Origin of the sequence: Halarcobacter bivalviorum, from assembly GCF_003346815.1 — a bacterium.
In the GTDB taxonomy this organism is placed as follows: Bacteria; Campylobacterota; Campylobacteria; order Campylobacterales; family Arcobacteraceae; genus Halarcobacter; species Halarcobacter bivalviorum.
The window spans coordinates 1,859,940-1,884,163 of sequence record NZ_CP031217.1; the positions used below are offsets into that span (position 1 = coordinate 1,859,940).

At 27.6% G+C, this 24,224-nt stretch carries 27 protein-coding genes; 21 read left to right on the forward strand and 6 right to left on the reverse strand.

The window, feature by feature from the left end; translation table 11 throughout:
* Positions 1-3: 3 nt before the first annotated feature.
* The 11 genes from ABIV_RS09470 (at position 4) to ABIV_RS09520 (ending at position 9,208) form a co-directional block, all read left to right on the forward strand.
* Positions 4-1,245 (forward strand): nitrous oxide reductase family maturation protein NosD, encoded by a 1,242-nt coding sequence (locus ABIV_RS09470; protein WP_114839654.1) that lies wholly within the window; start codon positions 4-6, stop codon positions 1,243-1,245.
* On the forward strand, positions 1,226-1,969 hold the full coding sequence (locus tag ABIV_RS09475; RefSeq protein ID WP_114839655.1) for a 4Fe-4S dicluster domain-containing protein: 744 nt from the start codon (positions 1,226-1,228) through the stop codon (positions 1,967-1,969). The genes ABIV_RS09470 and ABIV_RS09475 overlap by 20 nt, the downstream gene beginning before the upstream one ends.
* Positions 1,966-2,553 (forward strand): c-type cytochrome, encoded by a 588-nt coding sequence (locus ABIV_RS09480; protein ID WP_114839656.1) that lies wholly within the window; start codon positions 1,966-1,968, stop codon positions 2,551-2,553. The genes ABIV_RS09475 and ABIV_RS09480 overlap by 4 nt, the downstream gene beginning before the upstream one ends.
* Positions 2,550-3,038: a c-type cytochrome gene (locus tag ABIV_RS09485; protein ID WP_114839657.1), complete on the forward strand. Its 489-nt coding sequence runs from the start codon at positions 2,550-2,552 to the stop codon at positions 3,036-3,038. The genes ABIV_RS09480 and ABIV_RS09485 overlap by 4 nt, the downstream gene beginning before the upstream one ends.
* Before the next feature lie 17 nt (positions 3,039-3,055).
* Positions 3,056-3,961: a NapH/MauN family ferredoxin-type protein gene (locus ABIV_RS09490; RefSeq protein ID WP_114839658.1), complete on the forward strand. Its 906-nt coding sequence runs from the start codon at positions 3,056-3,058 to the stop codon at positions 3,959-3,961.
* 1 nt (position 3,962) lies between these two features.
* Entirely contained in the window at positions 3,963-4,613 is a 651-nt protein-coding gene (locus ABIV_RS09495; RefSeq protein WP_114839659.1) for an ABC transporter ATP-binding protein, read from the forward strand.
* Entirely contained in the window at positions 4,610-5,062 is a 453-nt protein-coding gene (locus ABIV_RS09500) for a nitrous oxide reductase accessory protein NosL (protein WP_114839660.1), read from the forward strand. The genes ABIV_RS09495 and ABIV_RS09500 overlap by 4 nt, the downstream gene beginning before the upstream one ends.
* Positions 5,062-5,889 (forward strand): ABC transporter permease, encoded by an 828-nt coding sequence (locus ABIV_RS09505; RefSeq protein ID WP_114839661.1) that lies wholly within the window; start codon positions 5,062-5,064, stop codon positions 5,887-5,889. Before ABIV_RS09500 ends, ABIV_RS09505 begins: the two co-directional genes overlap by 1 nt.
* Before the next feature lie 12 nt (positions 5,890-5,901).
* Positions 5,902-6,393 (forward strand): nitrous oxide reductase accessory protein NosL, encoded by a 492-nt coding sequence (locus ABIV_RS09510; protein WP_114839662.1) that lies wholly within the window; start codon positions 5,902-5,904, stop codon positions 6,391-6,393.
* 155 nt (positions 6,394-6,548) lie between these two features.
* The gene (locus ABIV_RS09515) at positions 6,549-7,703 is read left to right on the forward strand and encodes a trans-sulfuration enzyme family protein (protein ID WP_114839663.1); all 1,155 of its coding nucleotides are present in this window, start codon (positions 6,549-6,551) and stop codon (positions 7,701-7,703) included.
* A 2-nt stretch (positions 7,704-7,705) separates the two neighbouring features.
* Positions 7,706-9,208 (forward strand): PLP-dependent transferase, encoded by a 1,503-nt coding sequence (locus ABIV_RS09520; protein ID WP_114839664.1) that lies wholly within the window; start codon positions 7,706-7,708, stop codon positions 9,206-9,208.
* Here the strand turns inward: ABIV_RS09520 and ABIV_RS09525 are convergent.
* The 3 genes from ABIV_RS09525 to ABIV_RS09535 form a co-directional block, all read right to left on the reverse strand.
* Positions 9,205-9,546: a cupin domain-containing protein gene (locus ABIV_RS09525; RefSeq protein WP_114839665.1), complete on the reverse strand. Its 342-nt coding sequence runs from the start codon at positions 9,544-9,546 to the stop codon at positions 9,205-9,207. The genes ABIV_RS09520 and ABIV_RS09525 overlap by 4 nt on opposite strands.
* 61 nt (positions 9,547-9,607) lie before the next feature.
* Positions 9,608-11,077, reverse strand: a complete 1,470-nt coding sequence (locus ABIV_RS09530) for a nickel/cobalt transporter (protein ID WP_114839666.1) — start codon at positions 11,075-11,077, stop codon at positions 9,608-9,610.
* Positions 11,052-11,975, reverse strand: a complete 924-nt coding sequence (locus ABIV_RS09535; protein WP_114839667.1) for a metal ABC transporter solute-binding protein, Zn/Mn family — start codon at positions 11,973-11,975, stop codon at positions 11,052-11,054. Before ABIV_RS09535 ends, ABIV_RS09530 begins: the two co-directional genes overlap by 26 nt.
* A gap of 139 nt (positions 11,976-12,114) precedes the next feature.
* On the opposite strand from ABIV_RS09535, the gene ABIV_RS09540 reads away from it, so the two are divergent.
* From ABIV_RS09540 to ABIV_RS09575, 8 genes are all read left to right on the forward strand, one after another.
* Positions 12,115-12,489 (forward strand): Fur family transcriptional regulator, encoded by a 375-nt coding sequence (locus tag ABIV_RS09540; protein WP_114839668.1) that lies wholly within the window; start codon positions 12,115-12,117, stop codon positions 12,487-12,489.
* A 3-nt stretch (positions 12,490-12,492) separates the two neighbouring features.
* Entirely contained in the window at positions 12,493-13,773 is a 1,281-nt protein-coding gene (nhaA, locus tag ABIV_RS09545) for a Na+/H+ antiporter NhaA (RefSeq protein ID WP_114839669.1), read from the forward strand.
* Positions 13,774-13,829: 56 nt separating this feature from the next.
* On the forward strand, positions 13,830-14,285 hold the full coding sequence (locus ABIV_RS09550) for a copper chaperone PCu(A)C (protein WP_114839670.1): 456 nt from the start codon (positions 13,830-13,832) through the stop codon (positions 14,283-14,285).
* 5 nt (positions 14,286-14,290) lie between these two features.
* The gene (locus ABIV_RS09555) at positions 14,291-14,776 is read left to right on the forward strand and encodes a hypothetical protein (RefSeq protein WP_114839671.1); all 486 of its coding nucleotides are present in this window, start codon (positions 14,291-14,293) and stop codon (positions 14,774-14,776) included.
* Positions 14,777-14,778: 2 nt separating this feature from the next.
* Positions 14,779-15,351, forward strand: coding sequence for an SCO family protein (locus ABIV_RS09560; protein WP_114839672.1), 573 nt, complete (start codon positions 14,779-14,781; stop codon positions 15,349-15,351).
* Positions 15,352-15,395: 44 nt separating this feature from the next.
* The gene (locus ABIV_RS09565) at positions 15,396-16,169 is read left to right on the forward strand and encodes an AraC family transcriptional regulator (protein ID WP_114839673.1); all 774 of its coding nucleotides are present in this window, start codon (positions 15,396-15,398) and stop codon (positions 16,167-16,169) included.
* Between the two features lie 74 nt (positions 16,170-16,243).
* Entirely contained in the window at positions 16,244-17,143 is a 900-nt protein-coding gene (locus ABIV_RS09570; RefSeq protein ID WP_114839674.1) for a DMT family transporter, read from the forward strand.
* Complete coding sequence (locus tag ABIV_RS09575; protein WP_162918002.1) at positions 17,133-18,323, forward strand: APC family permease; 1,191 nt, start codon at positions 17,133-17,135, stop codon at positions 18,321-18,323. Before ABIV_RS09570 ends, ABIV_RS09575 begins: the two co-directional genes overlap by 11 nt.
* A gap of 20 nt (positions 18,324-18,343) precedes the next feature.
* Here ABIV_RS09575 and ABIV_RS09580 read toward each other — a convergent pair whose 3' ends face one another.
* Positions 18,344-19,636, reverse strand: coding sequence for a dicarboxylate/amino acid:cation symporter (locus tag ABIV_RS09580; protein WP_114839676.1), 1,293 nt, complete (start codon positions 19,634-19,636; stop codon positions 18,344-18,346).
* Between the two features lie 128 nt (positions 19,637-19,764).
* Between ABIV_RS09580 and ABIV_RS09585 the strand changes: the two genes are divergently transcribed.
* Positions 19,765-20,448 (forward strand): hypothetical protein, encoded by a 684-nt coding sequence (locus ABIV_RS09585; protein WP_114839677.1) that lies wholly within the window; start codon positions 19,765-19,767, stop codon positions 20,446-20,448.
* A gap of 15 nt (positions 20,449-20,463) precedes the next feature.
* On the opposite strand, the gene ABIV_RS09590 is transcribed toward ABIV_RS09585, so the two are convergent.
* A complete protein-coding gene (locus ABIV_RS09590; RefSeq protein WP_114839678.1) occupies positions 20,464-21,168 on the reverse strand; it encodes an SDR family NAD(P)-dependent oxidoreductase in 705 nt (234 codons plus the stop codon).
* 87 nt (positions 21,169-21,255) lie between these two features.
* Here ABIV_RS09590 and ABIV_RS09595 point away from each other — a divergent pair, with 87 nt between their 5' ends.
* A complete protein-coding gene (locus tag ABIV_RS09595; protein WP_114839679.1) occupies positions 21,256-21,951 on the forward strand; it encodes a rhodanese-like domain-containing protein in 696 nt (231 codons plus the stop codon).
* Between the two features lie 3 nt (positions 21,952-21,954).
* On the opposite strand, the gene ABIV_RS09600 is transcribed toward ABIV_RS09595, so the two are convergent.
* Positions 21,955-24,072 carry a hypothetical protein gene (locus ABIV_RS09600; RefSeq protein ID WP_114839680.1) on the reverse strand — a complete coding sequence of 706 codons (2,118 nt, stop codon included), beginning with the start codon at positions 24,070-24,072 and terminating at the stop codon, positions 21,955-21,957.
* Positions 24,073-24,224 lie beyond the last annotated feature (152 nt).

Below are 24,224 nucleotides of genomic sequence, written 5' to 3' on the forward strand. Positions count from 1 at the left end.
AAAATGCTAAAGCTATTGATTTTTACTCTTTTTTTATCTTTTACTTTTTTAAAAGCAAATCTATTACAAGAGACAATAGATAAAGCTAAAGAAGGTTCAATTCTAAAACTTTCAAAAGGAGTATATAAAGGTTCAATCTTAATAAATAAACCTCTTACAATTATTGGGAAAGAAGAAGGTGTAATCATTGATGGAGAAGGAGAAGGTACTGTAGTTACAATTAAAAGTCCTTATGTTACTTTAAAAAACTTAACTATTCAAGGAAGTGGGGATAAACATGAGAATATAGACTCTGGAATAAAAATTTCAGATTCAAAACAATCAGAAATTTCTAATTGTATTATTAGAGACTCTCTTTTTGGTATTGATATCTCAACAACAAATAATTCAATTTTCTCAAACAACTATATAACTTCAAAAAAGTTAGATTTAGGCCTTAGAGGTGATGGGGTTAGACTATGGTATTCAAATGACAATATCATTACAAAAAACAAATTAGTAAAATCAAGAGACATGGTAGTTTGGTACTCTCATGGAAATGAAATATCAGAAAACTTTGGAGAATATAATAGATATTCTTTACATTTTATGTATGCAGGTAAAAACTTTGTAAGAAATAATACTTATCAATATAACTCTGTAGGTATTTTCTTTATGTATAGTAAAGACACTATTGCTACAGGAAATGTTGTAAAAAGTTCTTTAGGTACTACTGGTATGGGAATAGGACTTAAAGATGTTTCAAATTTCACTCTTAAAAAAAATACAGTTATTTACAATGCAATAGGAATTTATATTGATCGTTCTCCTTTTGAACCAGACACAAATAATTGGATAGAAGAAAATCAAATTTTATATAACTCAGAAGGTATTCATTTTCACTCACTTAGTGAAAACAATATTATTAAAGGAAACTATATTTCTGGAAATATTGAGGATGTTGTAAATGATAGTAGAGGTGCGAGAACCTATCAAAATGAAATAGTTGGAAATTATTGGGATAGTTATGAAGGTTTTGATAAAAATAGAGACAATATAGGAGATACTCCGCATAAAATATATCAATATGCAGATCAACTTTGGGTATATAACCCAACAGTTAAATTTTTTTATGGTTCTCCTGTTATCTCATTATTAAACTTTCTTGCAAAACTAGCTCCTTTTAGTGAACCAATATTTTTATTACAAGATGAAAAACCAAAGTTAAAAAAACAAGGATTTAATTATGATAAAAAAGAGCAATAAAAGAAGAGATTTTATTAAGTTCTCAACACTTGGTATTTTAGGGTTGAGTCTTGGTGGAGGTATTATAATAAGTCCTTATGCACTACAAGCAGAGATGAGACTTAGACCTCCTGGAGCAGTAGAAGAAAAGGAGTTTTTAGCACTTTGTATTAAATGTGGACAATGTTTACAAGTTTGTCCATACCACTCAATCAAATTAGCAGATATGGCAAAGGGGCACGGAGTAGGAACTCCATATATAGATGCCAGAGAAAGAGGCTGTTATGCTTGTAGTGCTGTACCTTGTGTTTTAGCCTGTCCAAGTGGAGCTTTAGACCATAAAATTGAAAAACCAGAAGAGATACAAATGGGAATTGCAGTTTTAGAGTTTAAAAATAGGTGTATTGCATTAACAAATACTCCTGTTCCTAAAGGTCATAGTAAAAGAATCCATGATTTTGTTAACAAGCAAAATAATATAACCCAACTAGAACTTGATATGTTAGAAAAACTTGATAAGTTTGAAGGAGAGCCTTGTACTATTTGTGCAGATATGTGCCCTTTACCAAATCCTTTAAGTGCAATCTCTATGGTTCCTGAAGAAGAAGGAAAAAGACCTGAAATATATGAAGGATGTGTTGGATGTGGTGTTTGTGAAGAGTTATGTCCAGCAAATGAACCAGCTATTGTTGTAAAACCTAGATTAACATATGAAGATTATTATATCAAAGGATTAAAATCATGATAAAAAAAATATTATTACTTGTAGCACTTCTTTTAATAAGTTCTGGTTGTACAGAAAAAAAAGAGAAAAGTACTCTTATAGAAAAAGAGAGTGAACTTAAAATTGAAATAGAAGAAAATCAAAACAAAGAAGAGATAAAAGTTGCTCAAAAAGAGCATGTAAATAAAAAAAATGAAACTTATTATTTCAATTATAATGGAGTTAAAAGTGAGTATGACCCTAATTCTAAGCCAGCAAATGAAGATGCTGCTGTAAGAGTTACCCCTCGTACAAATATTGAAGCAAATCTTCATATTAGAAGTCCTTATGAACAAGTACAAATTTCATTACTTGTAAAAAAACTTAGTAAAGAATTTATTGTCAAATGTTCTGCTTGTCACAATGATTACGCAAATGGAATAATAGGTCCTTCTTTATTAGATAAAGATGCTGATTTTATTTATAACTCTATTCTTAAATTTAAAAACAATAAAGATGCAAATGTTTTAATGACTGATTTAGTAAAACAAATGAGTGATGAAAATATAAAAAAACTTGCAAATGAAATCTATGAGTTTAACAAAGAAGTTAGGAAAATAAAATGAAAAAGATAATTGCTATTCTTTCTACACTCTGTATTTTAGGTTTAATGATATACACCTACAATAATGGAAGAGCATTTCATGGAGGAAAAGGAAGCCATGCTATTTCAGACTTAGCAAAAATTGAACAAAAAACTAAAATTGATCCTATTAAAGAAAAAGATATAGAACAAGAAAAACTAAAAGCACTTAGGGATAAAGCGGGAAATACTGCAACTTTTGAAATCAGTAATGCTTATAGAAGTAAATGTGCTTCATGCCATGGGGTGGATGGTTCAGGCTTACAAAATGGTAAAAAACTAATGGGCCCTGCTCTTATTGGGCAATCAGAAGAAAAACTATATACAGATTTAGTTGATTTTAAAGCAGGAAGAAAAGAGAACCTTATTATGAAAGGTTTATTATTAAATCTTTCAGAAGAAGAACTTAAAGATTTTGCAAAAGAAATTTCACAATTTAAAGCTAAAAAAGAAGCTTTAAATAATTAAAGAGATAAGGATTAAAAATGGATAAATGGAATAATAAAGAGACAATAAAAAATTCATCCTTTATATCAACATTCTTTGATAAAACAAAAGAAGGGAAAACATATTTTTCTTATAGAATGAAAAGATGGTTAGTAGTAATTGCTATTCATTTACTCTTTTTCTTATCTTTTTCAATTGATATTCAAATATTAGAAGGAACACTAAATGGCTCAAGATTTTTAGGTTTTCATTTAATTGACCCTTTTACTACCATTCAGATGTTTCTTGCTACTTATGAAATGCCTGTAAATATAATAATTGGAACAACTACAATTATAGTTTTCTATCTTCTTATAGGAGGAAGAACATACTGTTCATGGGTCTGTCCTTATGGACTATTAAGTGAAATTGCTGAAAAAATTCATAATAGTTTGGTTTCAAAAAAAATTATAAAAGAGCGAAGATTTAATCATAGAGTAAGACATGTTTTTTGGATTATGTTTATGATTTTAGCCTTTACAAGTGGTTATTTAGTTTTTGAAACTATTAATATAGTTGGTATTTTAAGTAGATTTGTTGCCTACGGTTGGAGTTTAGCTCTTTCTTGGGTTTTAATTGTGTTTTTAATAGAAGTCTTCTTTTCAAGAAGAGCTTGGTGTACATATATTTGTCCTATAGGAACAACTTATGGTTATTTAGGAAAAGTTAGTGCTTTAAGAATCCAATGGAATGATAATTGTGACCATTGTATGGTTTGTCATGATGTTTGTTTTGAAAATCAAGTTTTAGAATTAACAAAAGCCAAATATGACAAAGAAAGAGAAGAGAAAAATATAAAAAAAGAGTATATAACAGGTGCTGACTGCACTTTATGTGGTAGGTGCATAGATGTATGTCACTCTGATGCCTTAAAATATGATTTTAGATTAAAAGGGTTAATATAAAATGATAGAAATTTCAAATCTTACAAAAAAATTTGCTTCACATCTATCCTTAGATGATGTAAGTATAGCTTTTAATAAAAATGATCATGTCGCTATTATGGGACCTAATGGTGCAGGAAAAACAACTCTGATTCGATCAATTATGGGATATTACCACCCTACTTCAGGTGAAGTATTAATTGAAGGGCTAAATCCTATAAAAAATAGAATTGAGATATTAGAAAAAATCTCTTTTGTTCCACAACTTCCTCCTCCTATAAAATTAAATCTTGAGGAGTTAATAAAATACATTGAAATAAGTGCAAAAGTAGAAAAAGAGTTAATACTACACTATGCAAATGAGATAAAACTAGATATTAAAAACAATCTACATAAATCTTTTTTTAAACTCTCAGGAGGAATGAAACAAAAGATGCTTATTGCAATTAGTTTAGCTAAAAAGAGCGATATTCTTATTTATGATGAACCAACAGCTAATTTAGACCCTGAAGCAAGAGATGATTTTTTCAGACTTCTTAAACAAAATGAAAAAGAGAAAATCTCTTTATTTGTTACTCATAGACTTGATGAAGTTAAAGATATTGTAAATAGACAAATTTATATGGATTTAGGAAAAGTTATTTCAGATAAAAAAATAAAGGAGTTTTTATGAAAAAAAATATATTTAAAATCTTATCAATTTTCTTTATAGCACTATTATTTAGTGCCTGTGAGAAAAAAACACCAACTGAATATGCAGAAATTCATTGGGATAGAGATACTTGTGAAAGATGTAAAATGATTTTAAGTGATAGAAAACATACAGTACAAGTTAAAAATCAAGAAGATAATAAAATATATAAGTTTGATGATATAGGTTGTGCTATTTTATGGTTTAAAGAAAATAAAATCTCATGGAAAGATAAAGCAAAAATTTGGATTACAGATGTAAAAACTTCAAAATGGATAGATGCTAGAAGTGCTTTTTACGATACTGTACATAAAACACCAATGGCTTATGGTTTTTCTGCAAATGAAAAAAAAGAATCAATCACAGAAAAGAATTCTGAAATAATTGATTTTAAAGAAGTAGAAAAAAGAGTATTAGAAAAAGGAAGATAATGAAAAATCTATTTTTAATAGCCTATTTAGATTTAAAAGAATCAATTAGAACAAAATGGTTCATTGTCTACTCTTTAGTTTTTGGAGGGATGATTGCTCTATTTTTTATAGCAGGTGTAACTCAATCACAAGTTATGGGTTTTAGTGGATTAAGTAGGCTTTTACTTATGTATATTCAAATTACAATTGTGATTTTGCCTATTTTTATACTAATTACTACAGTTCGTTCTATTTCAGGAGATAGAGATACTCATATTTTAGAGTATATGCTCTCTTTCCCTATCTCTTTAAAACAATATTATTGGGGGAAAATATTAGGAAGATTTACTACAGTATTTTTACCAGTATTTTTAGCAATGTTATTTGCCTTATTTTATGGCATGATAATAAGTACAACTATTCCTTGGGATATTTTCTTTTTATACACAGCTTTATTATTTGCATTAACTTCTGCTTTTTTAGGAATTGCTTTTTTTATCTCCTCTTTTGTAAAAACAAGTGAAGTAGCTTTGGGAGTCTCTTTTTTTATTTGGATATTCTTATTAGCTTTTATAGATATTGCTCTTATTTCACTTATGATGCAAAATAGGTTTGAAGAAGGATTTATTATTACAATAGCCCTTCTAAATCCAATGGAGATATTTAGAGTGGCAGCTATATCTTTATTTGACCCCGAACTAACAGTTATGGGGCCTGTTGCTTTTTATATTTTAGATACATTTAAACAGACAACTTTTGTTCTTTTTTCTGTTTTTTATCCTATCTTATTAGGATTTATATTTGCTATCTTTGGATATAAAATATTTGCTAAAAAAGATTTAATTTAAAAGGATTTATTTATGAAAAATTTATTAAACATTATTTTATTTTGTTGCTTTATCTTAGGTTTAAACCTTAATGCAAAAGAGTCTTATTCAATGAATTTTGATAAAGAAACTAAAGGTCTAATCCGAAAATTCTTGGTTTATAAAAATCCAAGTTGGGTTGGAAAAGTTGTAAATAAAGAGTCAAAAGAGTACTTTTTTGTAAGTCCAAAATCTATGTTAGAATTTTACTTCAATCCTCAAAAATGGCCTGATGCAAATATAAAAACACAAGATGAAATAAAAGAGTTGATTGTTACTGATTATTCAACACTTAAAGCAATTGATGCTAAAAAAGCTTATTATGTATATGGAAGTAATAAAATCTCACCAGCAGGAGATGACCTACCTGCTTTTAAAACATATGAAGAGGCTGAAAAATTTGCAAAAAATAATAATGGGAAAAGAGTTTTAAGTTTTAAAGAACTAAAAAACTCTTTAATCCAATTATTAAATGGACGAATTTAATCTTCTCAAATAATCTATTGACATAAAAGTGTCAATAGATTAAAAAAAGAAATTCTTTAAATAAAATCTTATATTATAAAATCTTATACTTCTTTTTTACTGATTTTATCTCTTATAAAAAATTGGCTATAATCCACGAAAAAACTAGGACTATTATGAAAGATTTGCATGTTGAAACCTCATTAAGCCATATAGCTAAATTTGCTCCATTTGAAGATGTAGCAGGTGCTTCACACTTTCCTATTTATAATACAGGAACTTTTGATTTAAAAAAGCAAGATGGTGATAAAATTTATGACTATACAAGAAGTGATAACCCAACAAGAGAGATGCTTGAAAATTTATTTACACAAGTAGAAGGTGGAGCGGGTTGTGTTTGTACTCATACAGGGATTGCTTCAGTTGCACTTTTATTTGAAACAGTTTTAAAAGCAAACTCACAAATTTTAGTTGAAGCTGATTGTTATGGTGGAACATTTAGATTATTAAAAGTATTTAAAGAGAAATATAATGTAATAGTTCATTTTGCTGACTTTACAAACTTTGAGGAACTAGAAGGGATATTAAAAAACAATCCTATTGATTTAGTTCTTTGTGAAAGTCCTACAAATCCTGGGCTTAAAATTATTGATTTAGAAGAAGTTGCTAAATTATCTCATAAATACCATGCACTTTTTGCAGTTGATAACTCTCTTGCAACATTTATCTCTCAAAAACCTTTAGATTTAGGTGCAGATTTCTCTTTATTTTCTACAACAAAGTATATTTCTGGACATGGAGCAGTAGTTGCCGGTGCAATTGTTGCTAAAACAGAAGAGTTAAGTAAAGAGATTCATTATTATGCAAATGCAGGAGGAAGAAGCCAAAATCCAATGGATGTATATCTAATCTCTCTTGGAATTCCAACTCTAAAAATTAGAATGAAAGAGCATCAAGACATCTCTATAAAAATCGCTAAATTTTTAGAAGAACAGCCATATATTACAAAAGTAACTCACCCTGCTTTAGAGTCTCATTCTCAATATGACTTAGCTAAAAAACAGATGAAATATATTCCTGGTGTTTTTTGTGCAGACTTTGAAAGTTTAGAATTAGCAGAAAAATTTATTGAAAATACTAAAATCTTTGGAGAGAAGTGCTCTTTTGGAAGTCCTGATTCAAGGGTAGAAATTCCTGCAAAAATTTCTCATGCCTCTTTTTCAAAAGAAGAACTAGAAGCAATTGGAATAGCTGAAGGTACAGTTAGATTTTCTATTGGATTAGAGAATATTGAAGATTTAATAGCTGATATTGAACAGGCAGTGAAATAAAAATGAGTAATACCTATTTCAATCATATTCCTTGTGGGCAAACACTTCCTGTAAACAATGTACACGCAGTATCTGTTTCAATGCCAAACTTACAAGATGTGATTGATTATGAAGAACAAACACCAGAAATTTTAGAAATAATAAAGAGTGGTTATCCAAGATTTATTCTTCATCCTTATTTAAAACAACTTGCCTCTTATATCAAAGAAAAATATGGAGTAAGTGATAGTTATGAGGTAGTACTTTTAAGTTCACAAAGAGCTGTTAAACTTGTAAGTGATAAATATTATATCCACAATAAAATAGAGATATATGAACCTTTTGGAGTGATTTTAGTACAAAATGGAACTTGTCAACTACAAAGAGTATTATCATATATCCAACATGTAGGTTGTAATCTTTCATCAAGACTAGCAGAAAAATATCTTTTTGAAAAAGGTTTAATTGCAAGTTTACATCAAGAAATACTAGAAGATAAAGATACTTCAAAAGATATAGTTATATCAACTTTAGCAAATGCTTATAAACAACCAAAAGAGAATGTACATTTAGCTCCATCTGGAATGAATGCTATTTATTCAGTTGTTAGAGGAATAAATTCAATACAAGCCAAAAATGGAAGAACTGTTTTAGTTCAATTAGGATGGCTCTATCTTGATACCATGAATATAGTAAATCATCACTATCAAGAGCAGAAAAGTTTTCCACATCTTGATAAATTAGAGTTATTAGAAGAGTACTTAAAAGAGAATGGTTTAAAAGTAAGTGCAATTATTACAGAGATACCAACTAACCCTCTCTTAAAATGTTTTGACTTAAAAAGAGTAAGAGCCCTTTGTGATAAATATAATATTCCTTTAATCATTGATACAACATTTGCAACGCCTTATAATCTTGACCTAACTTCATATGCAGATATTTTTGTGGAATCTCTTACAAAATTTGCCTGTGGAAATGCAGATGTTTTAATGGGAGCTATTATTTTAAATAAAAAGCATCCCCTATCACATATGAATTGGGAATTTTTTAAACACTGTGAGCCTGTTTATATCAAAGAGATACAAAGACTTGCTTTTCAAATAAAAGATTATGAAAAAAGAGTAAAAACAATCTCTTCAAATACAAAAAAATTAATCTCATATCTTGAAAAAGCAAGCTTTATAAAAAAAGTATATCACTGTATGGATGAAAACAATAAAGAACTTTATTCACAAGCAATAATTGATGAAAATTCTTATTGTGGAGTTATCTCAGTTGAATTTACTAAGCCTCTAACACAAAGCTATGATAAGCTTAATTTTGCAAAAGGACCTAGCTTAGGTACTGAATTCACACTTCTTATGCCATACACTTATCTTGCTCATTATGATTTAATTCAAACTAAACAAGGAAGAGAACACTTAAAAGAAGTCGGATTACCTATTGATTTAATTCGTATTTCTGTAGGAGTTGAACCCATTGAAGAGATAATCAATGAGTTCGAAAAATTAAAAAATAGCAATTAGAGTTTAAGTACACCTTTTACTCTATTTGTATTATCATTTTTAGATAAACTTAATCTTACAATTGAGTTCTCATTTGCTTTTAGATTATGCATAATATCACCCTCTAAAGCTATTATATCACCTTTTTTTAGAGTATAAACTTGCTCTTCTATACCAAAGTCTATAGAACCCTCTACTAACTCAACAATAATAGGAAACTTTGTTTTATGGTCTTTCATAATTTGATTTTTTGAAAAAACAATTCGAATCTCTTTTCTTATTTCATCATCAAACATAACTGAAATTAAAACTTTTTCTTGACTATATTCTAAATTATCATAAATATTAAACTTTTTCATTTGAAACCTTTTTATTGGAAGTATAATCAATTAGAAAAGTTTAATTGTTGATTTTAATCAATTAAAAAATTTGTGCATTTAAAAATAAAAAAATACCTAAAATAAACATTACTATAGGTGCAATTATCTCTAAAGCATAAGTTACTCTATGCGATTTTTCACTTAAATTTTTTAAACTTACTCCTAAAAATGAACTTGCAAATATTACTAAGCCCATCCCAAAACTAATAGCAATTGAAGCTAAGATAACTGCAAAATATGTCTTTAAAACAAAAGCATAAATAAATAAAACTACTGTACCAGGACAAGGAATAAGTCCAGAAGTTAAAACAAAATATAAATCTTGCTTCATAAAGTTTGGTTTTAAACTATTTACCTCTTTAGGTTTGTCTATACTCCAAAGGGAATTAGTCTTATTTGTTGGAGAATTTGAACAACAAGAGCTACAAGAACAACCTTTATTTTTAATTTTTCTATATAAAATAAAAATAGCTAAGAGCATAATCAATACAGCTGAAACCTTAGTAAGTATTTCTACTGAATCATTTACAAAATTGTTTAAAACTGATTGTAAAACAAAAATTGAAACAATAACTAAAATCAAAGCTCCAATAATATGAATAAAAGCACTAGCTTGAGAAATCATAAAAGCTTTAGAGTAAGAACTCTTATTTGCCATAAAATATGAAAAGGCTAAAGATTTACCATGACCTGGACCTAAAGCATGAATAATTCCATAAATAAACGAGACTACTAAAAGCATAAGTAAAGCTAGATTATCTCCATTTTCTATTCTTACAAGATAATATTTTACCTTTGTTACAAACTCTTTTAAAATAGTCTCTTCTTGCTCTTTGCTCTGTTCTTCATATAAAGATTCATTTATTTTCTCTTCTACTTTTTCTATTTGCTTAAACTCATTTTGCTCTAAACTCTCTTCTTTTTTTGCATTTAATAAAGAAAAACTAAAAATAAGTTCATCCCTTGTAGAAATTTTTGTAGTTTTTATATCTTTTATTCTATTTATTTTTGAAAGTTTATCAAAATGAACCAGAATAAAATAGTTTTCATTGTCATTTATTCTAAAATACAAGACATGTTCATTTTTGATTTGAAAATTTAAATCTAAAGTATACTCAAAATGTAAAATAGAGTTTTTAATATATACACTCTTTTTAGAAACTTTTACATCTAAACTATTCTCTTTATCTAAAATCTTCCCATAAGATAGTTGAACTAAATAGTTTCGAGGAATTACATACTCATAAATTGCCTCACCAATTACTTCTAACTCCTCTTTATCGAAAAAGTTATTAGCATTTGTATCATAAACCTCTTTTAAAGAATCAGTAAAATCTCTTGTAAGTACCCAAGTGATTTTTGCAGTTTCAATCTCTTTTTCTGAACTTTTAACTTCAATATAAAATTTTGTTTCAGGAGAGTAAACAGTACAAATAGCACACCCAAAAAGTGTGCTACTTAAAAGAAAAGATAGTAGGAATAATCTATTTATAAGAGTTTGCAATTTCATTTGCTACTTTTAATAAATTTTCATCCCAATTTAGAGCTAAAGGATCAATTGTTACAACATTTGCTTTTATACTTTTAGAGATAGTATTTGCACCTTTTTTAGAAAATTGAGGTGCTACAAAAACAACTTTAATATCATGTTTTTTAGCCTCATCAATTAATTCAATAAGTTGAGAAGGTTTTGGCTCTTTTCCTTCAATTTCGATAGCAATTTGCTCTAAATGATATTTTTTAGCAAAATATCCCCATGATGGATGGAAAACCATAAAAGCTTTATGTTCATATTTTTCTAAAATAGTTTTTATATTTTGGTCTAAAGTCTCTAGTTCAATTAAAAACTTTTTTAAATTCTTTTTATAAAACTCTTCATTCTCTTTGTCAAGTTTAACTAGCTCTCTATAGATAATCTTTGCTTGATTTTTTACTAATGTTGGCTCTAACCAAATATGTGGATCTAATCCAGAATGTTCATGGGCTTCTTCTTTATGTTCATGTCCTTCTGGTCCATGGTCATGATGATTATGTCCTTCTTCTTCATGTTTTGAAAGATGTTCTTCATGCTCATGATGAGAGTGAGCTTCCATTTCTAACTTTTTTATACCCTCTGAAGTATCAACAATTTTCATATTTTTATTAGCATTTTCAAATTTTTCTAACCAAGCATTTTCAAAAGGAACACCAATTGAAAAATAAATTTCTGAATTTGCTAATTTTTTCATTTGAGAAACTTTTGGTTCATAAGTTGCTGGTGAAGCTCCTGGTTTAACCATAACATTTACATTTATTTTATCTCCTGCAATCTTTTCTACAAAAAACTTCTGAGGCGTGATACTAACAGTAACCTCTTTAGAAATCAATAGAGAAGATAATGCAAAAAAAGCTAATAGAATTTTTTTCATCTTATACCTTTAATTTATTTTTGCAACACAGTTGCATTTTATTTGGAATATTAATATATTAAAACTTTTATGCAACTTAGTTGTATTTTTTAGATATTCAAGTATAGGAAATTTAAAATTAATAAGATATAATTTATTCATGAACGTTGAAAAAATAGCCAATAAATCAAATGTAAAACTTACAACTGCAAGAAGAGCAATCTTAGAAATTCTTATTAAAAATAGTCATCCTTTATCTTATGAAGATATAAAAGATGAGTTATCTATGGATAAAGCTACTTTTTATAGAAATATTTCTATTTTCGAGGATGAAAATATAATTACCTCTTTTGAATCTAATGATAGAAAAAGATATTTTGAGATTCAAAAAAATGTACATTCTCACTTCATATGCACCAATTGTTCGAAAATTGAGTGTATACACGAAAAACCCACTTTTAATTTAGTAGGATATAAAATAGATAATATTGTTATAAAGGGTATCTGCCCAAATTGTTTACATAAAGGAAATTAACGTATGATTCAACCATTGATTACTTTAGAAAAGTTTATCAATAAAGAAGCCCTAAGTGGTATTTTACTTTTTGTTGCAACTGTTGCTGCTGTAATAGTTGCTAATTCTAGTCTTGGACAAGCTTATTACGACTTATGGCATTTACCTCTTGGAATAAATATTGGTGAGATAAAAGTCTCTATGACCTTAACTTATTGGATTGATGATGCATTAATGGCATTATTCTTCTTAATGGTTGGTTTAGAAATTAAAAGAGAGATGTTAATTGGAGAACTTTCAACTGTAAATAAAGCTTCTTTTCCTTTAATTGCAGCAGTTGGTGGTATGGCAGTTCCTGCATTAATTTATGTTGCTTTAAATCCTGATAATCCATTAGGATTTGGTGTTCCCATGGCAACTGATATTGCCTTTGCACTTGGTATTTTAATGCTATTAGGGAAAAGAGTAAATCCTGCATTAAAACTATTTTTAGTTGCATTAGCAGTAGTTGATGATTTAGGTGCTGTTTTAGTTGTTGCAACTGTTTATACAAGTGAAATTCAATCACAGTACTTTATTCATGCGGGTATAGTTTATGCACTTATTTGGATTTTAAATAAAAGAGGTGTAACTAATCTTTTACCTTACCTTTTATTAGGTATTGCTCTTTGGGTTTATATTCATGCCATTGGTATTCACGCAACTATCGCTGGTGTATTACTTGCATTTGCAATTCCAATTAGCTCTAAAATTGATGAAAAAGAGTTTATTAGTGATACTAGAGAATCAATTGATGAGTTTGAAAAAAATATGGATGATGTTCCTGTTTTAAATCATCATCAAATTGATGCACTTGAAACTATTGGATATGGATATGATAAAGTTCAAAACCCTTTAGTAAGATTAGAGCATAATTTACATGGTTTATCAGCATTTTTTATTATGCCATTATTTGCATTTTCAAATGCAGGAGTTTTAATTGACTTCTCAACTGTTCATGCAAACTTACCAATCGTTCTTGGTGTTGTTTTAGGTCTAGTATTTGGTAAACCAGTAGGTATCTTAGGATTTACATATTTAGCTCACAAATTTAATATTGTTAAAAAACCAGATACTATTTCTTGGAGTGAAATCCTAGCAGTTGGATTTATTGCAGGTATTGGTTTTACAATGTCAATTTTTATTACTCACTTAGCTTTTGCTAGTGAAGAAGTAATCTCAGCAGTTAAACTTGGTGTATTTGCAGCTTCATTCGTTGCTGCTGTAATTGGTGTGTTTTTATTATTAAGAGTTAAGAAAAATTAACAATTATTTAACAAATAATTTGTACAATAATTATAAAATTAATTAAAGGCTTATAAATGAAAAAGACACTACTTGGTTTATTAGTTGCAGGAACAGCTCTATTTGCTTCAAGCATTGAAGTAAAAGATTCATATGTTAGAGCGACACCTCCAGGATTACCAAATTCAGCTGCATTTATGACAGTTGTAAATATTAGTGATAAAGATATAGCAATTGTAAAAGCTACATCTAAAGTATCAAAAGTTGTAGAACTTCATACACATGACATGAAAGATGGTGTTATGAAGATGTATCAAGTTCCTAAAATTGATGTAGCTGCTAACTCTGAAACAGTATTAAAACCAGGTGGTTTTCATATTATGTTAATTGGATTATATAATCCTTTAAAAGTAGGAGAAAATGTTGAGTTAACATTAGAATTATCTAATGGAGAGACAAAAACTATAATTGCTCCTGTTAAAACTGTAATGGGTGGAATGAAACACCACGGACATAAGGGAATGAAAAACTAATTGTTATGGCTGAAAAACAACAAAACAATATAAAAAGTATAATACTACAACTTGGTATTGTACTTTTTATTGTTGTAGGTTATTTTCTTATTGACTTTAATAAAATTTATCAATCTTTAAAAGGTGAAGCAAAATTTATTACACAAAATAGTCAATGTGACCTACATAAAAGCTCTTGTACTATCAAAATTCAAGATGGAACTATTTTTACTTTAGATGTAGAACCAAAAACTATTCCTTTAATGAAACCTCTTAAATTTACTATTAAAAGTAATAATGCCAATTTAAAAAACTTAGCTTTAAATATCTATGCTACAAATATGGCAATGGGTGAATTTTATCTTCCTGTTAAAAACTTAGGAAATGGTAATTATGAAGCGATAGGAACACTTCCTACATGTCCTTTAGGGAAAATGGAATGGAATGCAGATATAAGAATAGAAAAAGCCACAGAAAATATTGGGGCAAGATTTCAATTTAAAACGGACTAATAATGAAAAACTTTTTAAGACTTGGGATAATTTTTGTAATCTCAGTTATTTTAATCTCTTTTTTAAAACCTTTTGTTGAACAATATAAAGAGAAACAAAAATATGACTTTACAGTTGAAACCGTTGATGGAAAAATATCAAAAGATGATTTTAAAGGTAAGGCTTTAGCAATCTATTTTGGATATACATACTGTCCTGATGTATGCCCTACTTCTCTTAGTTCTTTATCTCAAGCTTTAAAGAGTTTTAGTGAAGAAGAAACAAAAGATTTTACAGGTTTATTTATAAGTGTAGACCCAGATAGAGATAAATTAGCAAGCTTAAAAGAGTATGCTAAATATTTTCATAAAAACTTTATTGGTGCAACTTCAAATAAACAAAATATTGATGATATAACTAAAAGATATGATACTTATTATGAGAAAGTTGCATTAAATGACTCAGCAATGGGTTATTCTGTATCTCATACTTCTTACATTTATTTATTTGATAAAGAAGGAAACTTTGTAGCAAAAGTAGACCATTTCTCTGATCCAAGTAAAATAAAAGAGAGTCTTTTAGCTATTTTAAAATAGCAATATTATTCTAGTAATTTCTAATAGTTTTGCTATAATTTCGTATGGGAAGACTATTAGAAAATATACTTTTTGAAAATGTTAAACTTTCAAATGATGACTTTACAAAACATTACCATGATACCTATACAATTGGTCTTACCTATGAAGGTCTATTAAAATCTTATAATACTTATCAATCATATACTTCATATGAACAATCAATTAGAATAAATAATCCAGGAGAAGTTCATTGTGGAAAATCATCACAATGGTCTCATGTAAACTTTTACCCAACAGTTGAGCTTATCTCAAATCTTTATGAACAAATTTTTCATGAGAGAAAGACACCTTTTTTTGAAAGACATATTATTGATAATAAAGAACTCTTTTTTAAACTTCACATTTTTTTTAATGCTTACTTTAAAAAAGAAGAAGAATTAGTAATTGAAACACTTTTAATTGATGCTCTTTCAAGTTTGATTCTATCAAATACAATTTATATAAAAGAGTATAAAAAAATATTTGAAGATAAAAAAATAGTAAAAGATACCTATGAATTTATTAAAGATTCAATTGACTGTGACTTTACATTAGATATTTTAGCTAAAAATGTAAATTTAAGTAAATTTCACTTCTTAAGACTATTTAAAAAAGAGTTTGGAATAACTCCCCATGCTTTTATTATAAATGAAAGACTTAATCAAGCAAATAATCTAATAAAAAATGGTTCTAAAATTAGTGAAGCAAGTTTAAATGTTGGATTTAATGACCAATCTCACTTTGGTAGAAACTTTAAAAAATACTTCGGTTATTCTCCCTCTTACTTAAAAAAATAATTTTTATATTTCGCAATTTTATTCTAGACAAATACCTTGACTAAATAGTATAATCCAATCAAAAAGATTATATTATGACAGATTCAAATAAAAATATTTTTTATATACTAATGTTCTTTGCTATGATTGGCTGGGGTGGCTCTTGGGTAAATGTAAAAATACTAAGTAGCTATATAAATGAATATGCTGTTATGTTCTTTAGATATATTATTACAGCTATCACAATGATACCTATAATGCTAGTTCTTAGAAAAAAGTTTACTATTGATAAAAAAAGTTTTTTTCTTGTAATTGTTACTTCTATAATTTTAGTAGCTTATATGAAATACTTTTTTCTAGGTACAAAATTAGGAACTGCAAGTTTAGGTGGAGCTTTTGTTACGACTCTTATTCCTATTAATACTTTTTTAATCCTTGCACTTTTAGGAAGTAAAAAAATAGAAAAAAAAGATTACTTTGCCCTACTTTTAGGTGCTATTGGTGTTTTAACTATGTTAAATGTTTGGGGTGCAAACTTTGATGAAATTTTTGTTGTTCATAATTTATATTTTATTTTAGCTTCAATTTTATGGCCTTTATTAACAATTGTAAGTTCTAAAGCTACAAATATTTCACCTATTGTTTTTACTTTTTATATGTATATAGTCACTTCATTAATGTCTATGTTTTTTATGGATTTTTCTACAATTGCTTATGAAAAATTTGATTATATTTTTTATATAAATCTATTTGCAATTACTATTTTTGCATCTACTTTTGCAAATACTATTTTCTTCTTAGGCATAGAAAAATTAGGAGCGGCAAATGTAAGTAGTTTTATTTTTTTAGTACCTTTTGCAGCAATTACACTAAGTGCAATATTTTTAAAAGAAAATATCACAATTTCAATTATTATTGGGACAATAATGACTATAATTGCAGTTAAAATATTAAATAATATTAAACTATATAAAAAGAAAAAAATTGAACAATAAAAAATTAAATACTTTTACACTATCGGGTCTAATTATAGGCCCTATTTTAGGTTCTGGGATTATTTTACTTCCACCTTTAGTTTATAATATGATAGGCTCTTTCTCTTTAATAATTTGGGGGATAATCTTAATATTAGGTTTTATTTTTGCACTTATTTTTGGAAAACTTGCAACTCTTTTCCCAGGAGAAGGTGGAGTAAGTTTAGCCACTAAAGAAGTTATGGGTAAAAAATATCAACTATTAACCTCTTTTTATCTAATCTGTGCTGTTTTTTTTGGACCAGTTGCCGTACTTATTATTGCAGCAAAGTTTATTCAAAATCTTTTCCCTAATACAAACCTTGAAGTTTTAGCTCTTTTAGTATATCTAGTTACTTATTTGCTTTTATTATCAAAGGTTAATTTTATTGGAAAACTAATGCTAATTGTAAGTTCAGTAATAACTGTTGTTTTTTTACTTTCAAGTATAATTATTCTTTTAAATGTAAACCAATATAGTTTTACTCTTCCACAAATCAGTTTTAATGAATTTGGATATTCATTACTTGTTGTTTTTTGGTCTATTGTTGGATGGGAAGTAATAGGAAACTACTCTAAAGAAGTAGATGATACAAAAACACTTACAAAATCAATTGTTTTTTCAGCAATAGTTATTTCAATAGTTTATATTTTTTTAGCTCTTGCGATTACTTTAGGAGAGTTCCCAAGAGAGCAAGAGTTTAAACTTGTGTGGTTGATTGAACCTATTTTTGGTTCTTTTTCAAATATTGTTTTAGCGACTATCTCTTTAATTCTTTGTATTGGTACATTAATCTTATTTGTTGGAGCAGTAGCAAGATTAATTGCTTCACTAAAACTTACTTCATATACATCAATGCATTCAAGTAATAACTCTCCAATTGGAGCATTAAATGTTTTATCATCTTTATATCTTATTACTTTGTTTTTAGTTTATTTAGATTTTATTACCTTAGATGAATTAGTAGCCTATTCAGATGCCTTTTTTATAGCAAATGCCTTAATTGGTCTTATTACTGCAATTATGCTTTTTGAAAAAGGTTTTTTAAAAAGTGCTTCTTTTATACTTTCTATACTGTTTTTTACTATTTTGATTTTTTCAAATATTATTATTTTATCAATAATTATTTCACTATTTATTTTTACCTATTTAAAAAAATAAGTCTTTAAAAAAGACTTATTTTAAGCAGTTTTAATCTCTTCTGCAACTTTTTTAGCCTCTACTGAAAAATTTGTTAGTCTTCTCATCACTATTGAAGCAGTTAAATCTCCTGTAACATTAATAGTAGTTCTACACATATCTAAAATTCTATCAACACCTAAAATCAAAGCAATTCCTTCAACTGGTACACCAATACCTTGTAAAATTGTTGCTAAGATAACGATACCTACCCCAGGAGTACTTGGAGCTCCAATTGAAGCACCAACAGTTGTAAGAGCTAAAACAACAACCTCTACTAAGGATAACTCAACTCCAAAAAGTTGGGTTAAAAATAGTGCTGCGATAACTTGATAAATTGCAGTTCCATCCATATTTATAGTAGCTCCTAAAGGAATAACAAATTTTGATATTGGTGTTGGAATATTTAACTGCTCTTCTGCTGTTTTCATAGAAAGAGGCATAACAGCAGCTGAAGAAGAGGTAGAAAAAGCCATAAGTTGAACTTCTCTAATTCTTCTTAAAAAATCTAATGGTTTTATTTTGCCTACAGTATAAACAATAATTAAATAAAAACATAAAAGAGAAAAAAGTCCAAGTAATACAGTAAAAACATACATTGACATAGAAAAAATAGCATCAAATCCTATTTTAATAGTAATACTACATAATAGACCAAAAACAGCATATGGAGCAAGTTTCATTGCCCATTGAACAATTGTCATAGAAAAAGCTTGAAAAGATTTTGCTAAATCCTTCATAGGCTTTGCCTCTTCTTCATTCATCGTCATTAAAGCAACTCCTACAAAAATTGCTAAAATTACAAAGGCTAAAATATTTCCATCCAAATTAGCTTGTGCCGTATTTACAGGTATTAATCCAACTATTAAATCAGGTAAAGAAATCTCATTAAAAGTAGTAACTTCTTTAATAGCAACAGTAGCCGTTGAAATAGTATTTAAAATATCTTTTGATACAAAATCTCCAGGCATAATAATATATGAGATGATAACTCCAATAGTAACTGCAACAATAGTAGTAAAAACAAAATATGGAGCAATTTTTATTCCTAAGTTTTTTAAAGTATCCATATCTTGGGAACTTGTTATTCCTAGTATTATTGAACTCATAACAAGTGGAATTACAACCATTTTTATTAAAGCTAGAAAAATATTTCCTATTAAGGCAACCCAAGGTGCAATGTTTAATGCAATATGTTCTGGTACTAATGCAAAAGCACTAGGAGAAAGTATAAGACCTAAAGCAACCCCAAGTATCATTCCAAGAAGAACTTGAAACCAAAGTTTTTTTAACATTATCACTTACCTTTTATATATAAAATAATTATCTATTATACATAAACTTATGTTAATGACCTATGTCAATAAATTCAAATACTTTTTCTGATAAAATTATATGAATAACTATTCAGTAAAGGATAAAAATGATTAAAAAATTAACTATTGCTTGTGTGGGAACATTACTTACAGTAAATACACTTTTAGCAGCAGATAAACTACATACAGGAAAAATTTTAGAGATAAAAGATTCTGGTGCTTATGTATATATTAAAATTAAAAAAGAGAAAGAAGATATTTGGGCTGCAATTCCAAAAACTGATGTAAAAGTTGGAGATAACGTAACTTTAAAAGAATCAACATGGATGAAAAACTTCGAGAGTAAAACTTTAGGAAGAACTTTTGATAAAGTACTTTTTGCAGAGATAGATGGTCAAAAGAAAGCTATTCATGGAGTTGACAATATTCATGGAATTCATGGACAAGCTATGAAAAAACCAAATCCAGAATTTGGCAAAATCACAACTTCAAATGAAAAAGCTATTCAAACAAATATTGAAGCTATTCAAAAAAACAAAGAGAAATATAAAAATAAAAACGTAACTTTGGAAGGTGAAGTTGTTGAAGTTTCAAATAAAGTTATGGGAAATACTTGGATTAAAATTAAAAACAACAATGATGCAATGATTTTTAGGTCAATGAATGAAGATGAAAAAGTAAAAATTGGTGATAAAATAAAAGTTACTGGAACTATAAATACGGATGTGGATTATGGTTATGGTTTTAAATATAATGTTATCGGTGTTAATGGAAAAGTAGAAAAATTATAAGATAGGTTTTAAAACCTATCTTGGATAAAAACAATTATTTATATCTATTGTAATTCCATTTATATATTCTGGACAATCAGTTGCTAACCAAAAAATTGCTTCTGCAACCTCTTTTGGTTCTGCAAATCTATTTGTTACAACGGCAGCTTTAAAAGCTGCTTTTCTTGCTTCATCATTATCTTTTTGCATATCAGTTTCAGCAGCACTTGGTGCAACACAATTTACAGTAATACCCTCACTTCCTAAAAGCTTAGCATAAATTTTTGTAGCATTTATAAGTCCTGCTTTTGCAATTCCATACCAAACATCAGGATGTCCAATTTGTCCTGCAATTGAAGCTGTATTTACAATTCTTCCAAAACCTCTTTTTTTCATTCCCTCACTAAAAAGATTTATTAATTCAACTGGAGCATAAAGGTCAACATTCATAATATGTTCTTTCGCTTCTTTTGGATAGTTATTGTAAGTATATTTTGGTTGCATATAACCTGCATTATTAATCAAAATATCAATATCCCCTACTTCTTTAGCTAAAGAAGCTAATCCATCAACATCAGATAAGTCATACTCTATAGTAGTAATATTTTTATTATCCTTATATGGAAAGCCATCATAATTTCTTGCAACAGTAATAATCTCATAATCCAATTCTAAAAATCTCTCTACAACTTTTAGACCAATTCCTTTATTTCCACCCGTTACTAATACTCTTTTTGACATTATTAAATCCTTGTAATCATTTTTTCAAATCAATAAAGCTATTATTTTAGCTATTAGCTTACAATAAATTAAATTTAGGAGTTCTTTATGAAAAGTCTTATTCTTACTCTTTTTGCTTTTGTTTATCTAAATGCAACGAATCCAATAATGCTTCCCCTAAAAGGAGTAGAAGTAGAACATACTTACTCAAATGGGATAAAAAAGAAATATCTAATAGAAAGAAATAGTTATAAAGAGTGTTTAAATCTTGCAGTAGATGTAGAAACTTTCCAAAGTGAGAACCTAGCATCTTCTAAAGTAAATGAAAAATGTAAAAAAACATTTATCACTACAAAAGGAACCATTCAGCCCCTACAACTTCATAAAGATATCAAAACTTATGCTGAACTTGAAGTCTTAGAGTTTATAGAAAACAATCTAAAACAAAATCCAGAGAGCTACATTTTAGTAGATAGTAGAACAAAGGATTGGTTTGATAAGGGAACTATTCCTAGTGCTACAAATATTCCTTATGATGAGTTAGAGTATGATGAAGATTTTGAATTAGAGTATAAGCGAGCCTTTAATCTTTTAGGAATAAAAATACTAAAAAAAGATGAATATGATTTTTCAAAGGTAAAAACTGCTCTATTTTTTTGTAATGCTTCATGGTGTGCGCAATCACCTAGAGCTATAAAAACATTGATAAAAATAGGATTTCCAAAGGATAAGATTCTTTGGTATAGAGGAGGAGTTGCTTCTTGGGTAGGAGTTTCCCTACCACTTACAGAAGAACTAAAATAACTATTAGTTTTGACCAAACATCTCTTTAAAAGCTCTTGCAATCTCTTCATTTGAAGCAGGCTTTCTAATCTGTTCTTGAGGAGTTGGAGCTTTATTAAAAAGATCTTTTAAAATAGAATCTTTTAATTTCTCTTCCAACTTCTCTTTTACTTTACTTTTTATTTTATCTTTTACAAATTTACTTGTATCTACTTTTACTTTTGGATTAGATAAATTTCCTTTAATTTTAGTATCAAACTCATACTCTTTAATTTGAGTTTTAACTAAAACGTCAATACTATTTTTCTTTGTATCTAAAGTACTATTTGAAACTTTAATTCTTGTATATTTACTTTGCATATCAACTAAAGTATTAATGATATTATCATTTATTTTACTATCAATATCTACACTTTTATAAATCTCTTTTGTAATATCAAATTTAGCAAAACTATTAATTATTGTTGAAAATTCATTTTCAATAAATTGTCCATTTACAAGACTTCCCTTGATAGTACCCATTTTTGAAGTTGTATTAAAGTTTACATCAATATTTGATTTAGAAGTAAAAATCTCTGGATAATACATCATATGTGTTAAATCTTTTACTTCAACACCAGCAATTTTTGCATTAAAATTATCATTTAAAAGTGTAAAATTAAAATCCCCTCCAAAAAGTTTTGAAGTTCCATCTACTTTTAACTCATCTTTTGCTTGTTTAATATTTCCATTTAATAAGATTTCACCTCTCATTTTTTGTCCAGTTACATCATTAAGTTTACTTAAATTAGCTACAGTTAAAAGATAATCACTTGTAAATACTAAATCTTTTAAATTATAAACTGCTTCTTTCATATCAATATTTGCAAGAGATGAGTTTACATCAACAATAGAACTTGCAATAGTTTTATCTAAAGAAGTATCTATTTGAGTATCAAAACTTATTTTATCTATTAGTTTTTTATCAAACTCTTTATTTACAACAGCATTATTTACTATTCCATTTGATAAAGTTGTAAGAACTTTACCATCTAAATTATTTATATCTGCATTTAAAATATTTGCATCAATATTTAACTTTCCAATGGCAAATTTAGGTTGATTTAAAAAGTTTAAAATATAAGCAAGTTCAGCATCAGTTACCTTAACTTTTACCGTTTTTGCTTTATTATTTTCTGTTGTAATATTGTAAGTTGTATTTGATTTAAAGATATCACTTATTCCAGATAATTTTAAATTTCCATTTTTATACTCAACATCACCACTTGCTGTAAAGTTTCCATTAAATCTTTGATTTATTAACTGCTCTAAGTTTGCTAAACTCTTTACAAAAAGTTTATAATCACTAACTAAAGAACTATCTTTTAAATTGAAATCTGCTTTTTTAATATTTAAACTTGCTATTGAACTATCAAAATCAACTTTTGAAGAGGCAATATTCCCTGAAAGCTTAGTTGTTGTTTTAGAAGAGTAAACAATTGGAGGGTATGCTCTTTTATCTGCTTTTGGCTGAATTGCCATTCTATTTAAAACTGCATTTGTAATTGTAGAACTAACAATTCCATCAAGATTATTTATATCTGCATTTTTAATTACAGCATCAATATTTAAAAGACCTGTTGAATATTTTGGTTGATTAACCATGTGCAATAGTTCATCAATTTTTGCGTCTTTTATAGAAAATAAAATCTCTTTTGGATTAAAGTTTACTAAAGAAATATCATATGTTGTTTTACCAGAAGCAACAAAACTCTCACCTTCTACAACTGCAAACTCTTGATTACCTTTTACTATACCTTTCGTAGCAAAAGAACCATTTAGTTTCTGTTTTGTTAGATTTTCTAATTTTGCTAAATCATTAATATTAATATCATATTTTAAATCTACACTCTTTGCAAAAATATTTAACTTACCTTCAATATTAATAACTGAGTTATCATCTATAGTAGCTTTAAATAAAATATCATTTGGAGTTAGAACAAAATCATTTACTTTTAAACTCACATCTTTTTGACCTTCATTAACTTTATTTTCAATTATTGATGCAACAAAAGAGTTTCCAGGAGAAGTAAAGAGAATTCCGTAAACAGCGACAATAATTAATAAAATCAAGATAGTAAGAGAGATAAAGAGTTTTTTCATATTAGTTCCTTCTGTGAATAAAGACCAATTATACATTAAACAAATTGAACTTTTTATTATTTATTTTTTCTAATATTTTTTTCATAAAAACAGCTGTTTTCTAATAGAACTTTAAAGTTCATTGAGGTAAAATCTTGCCAATCAAAGTGATA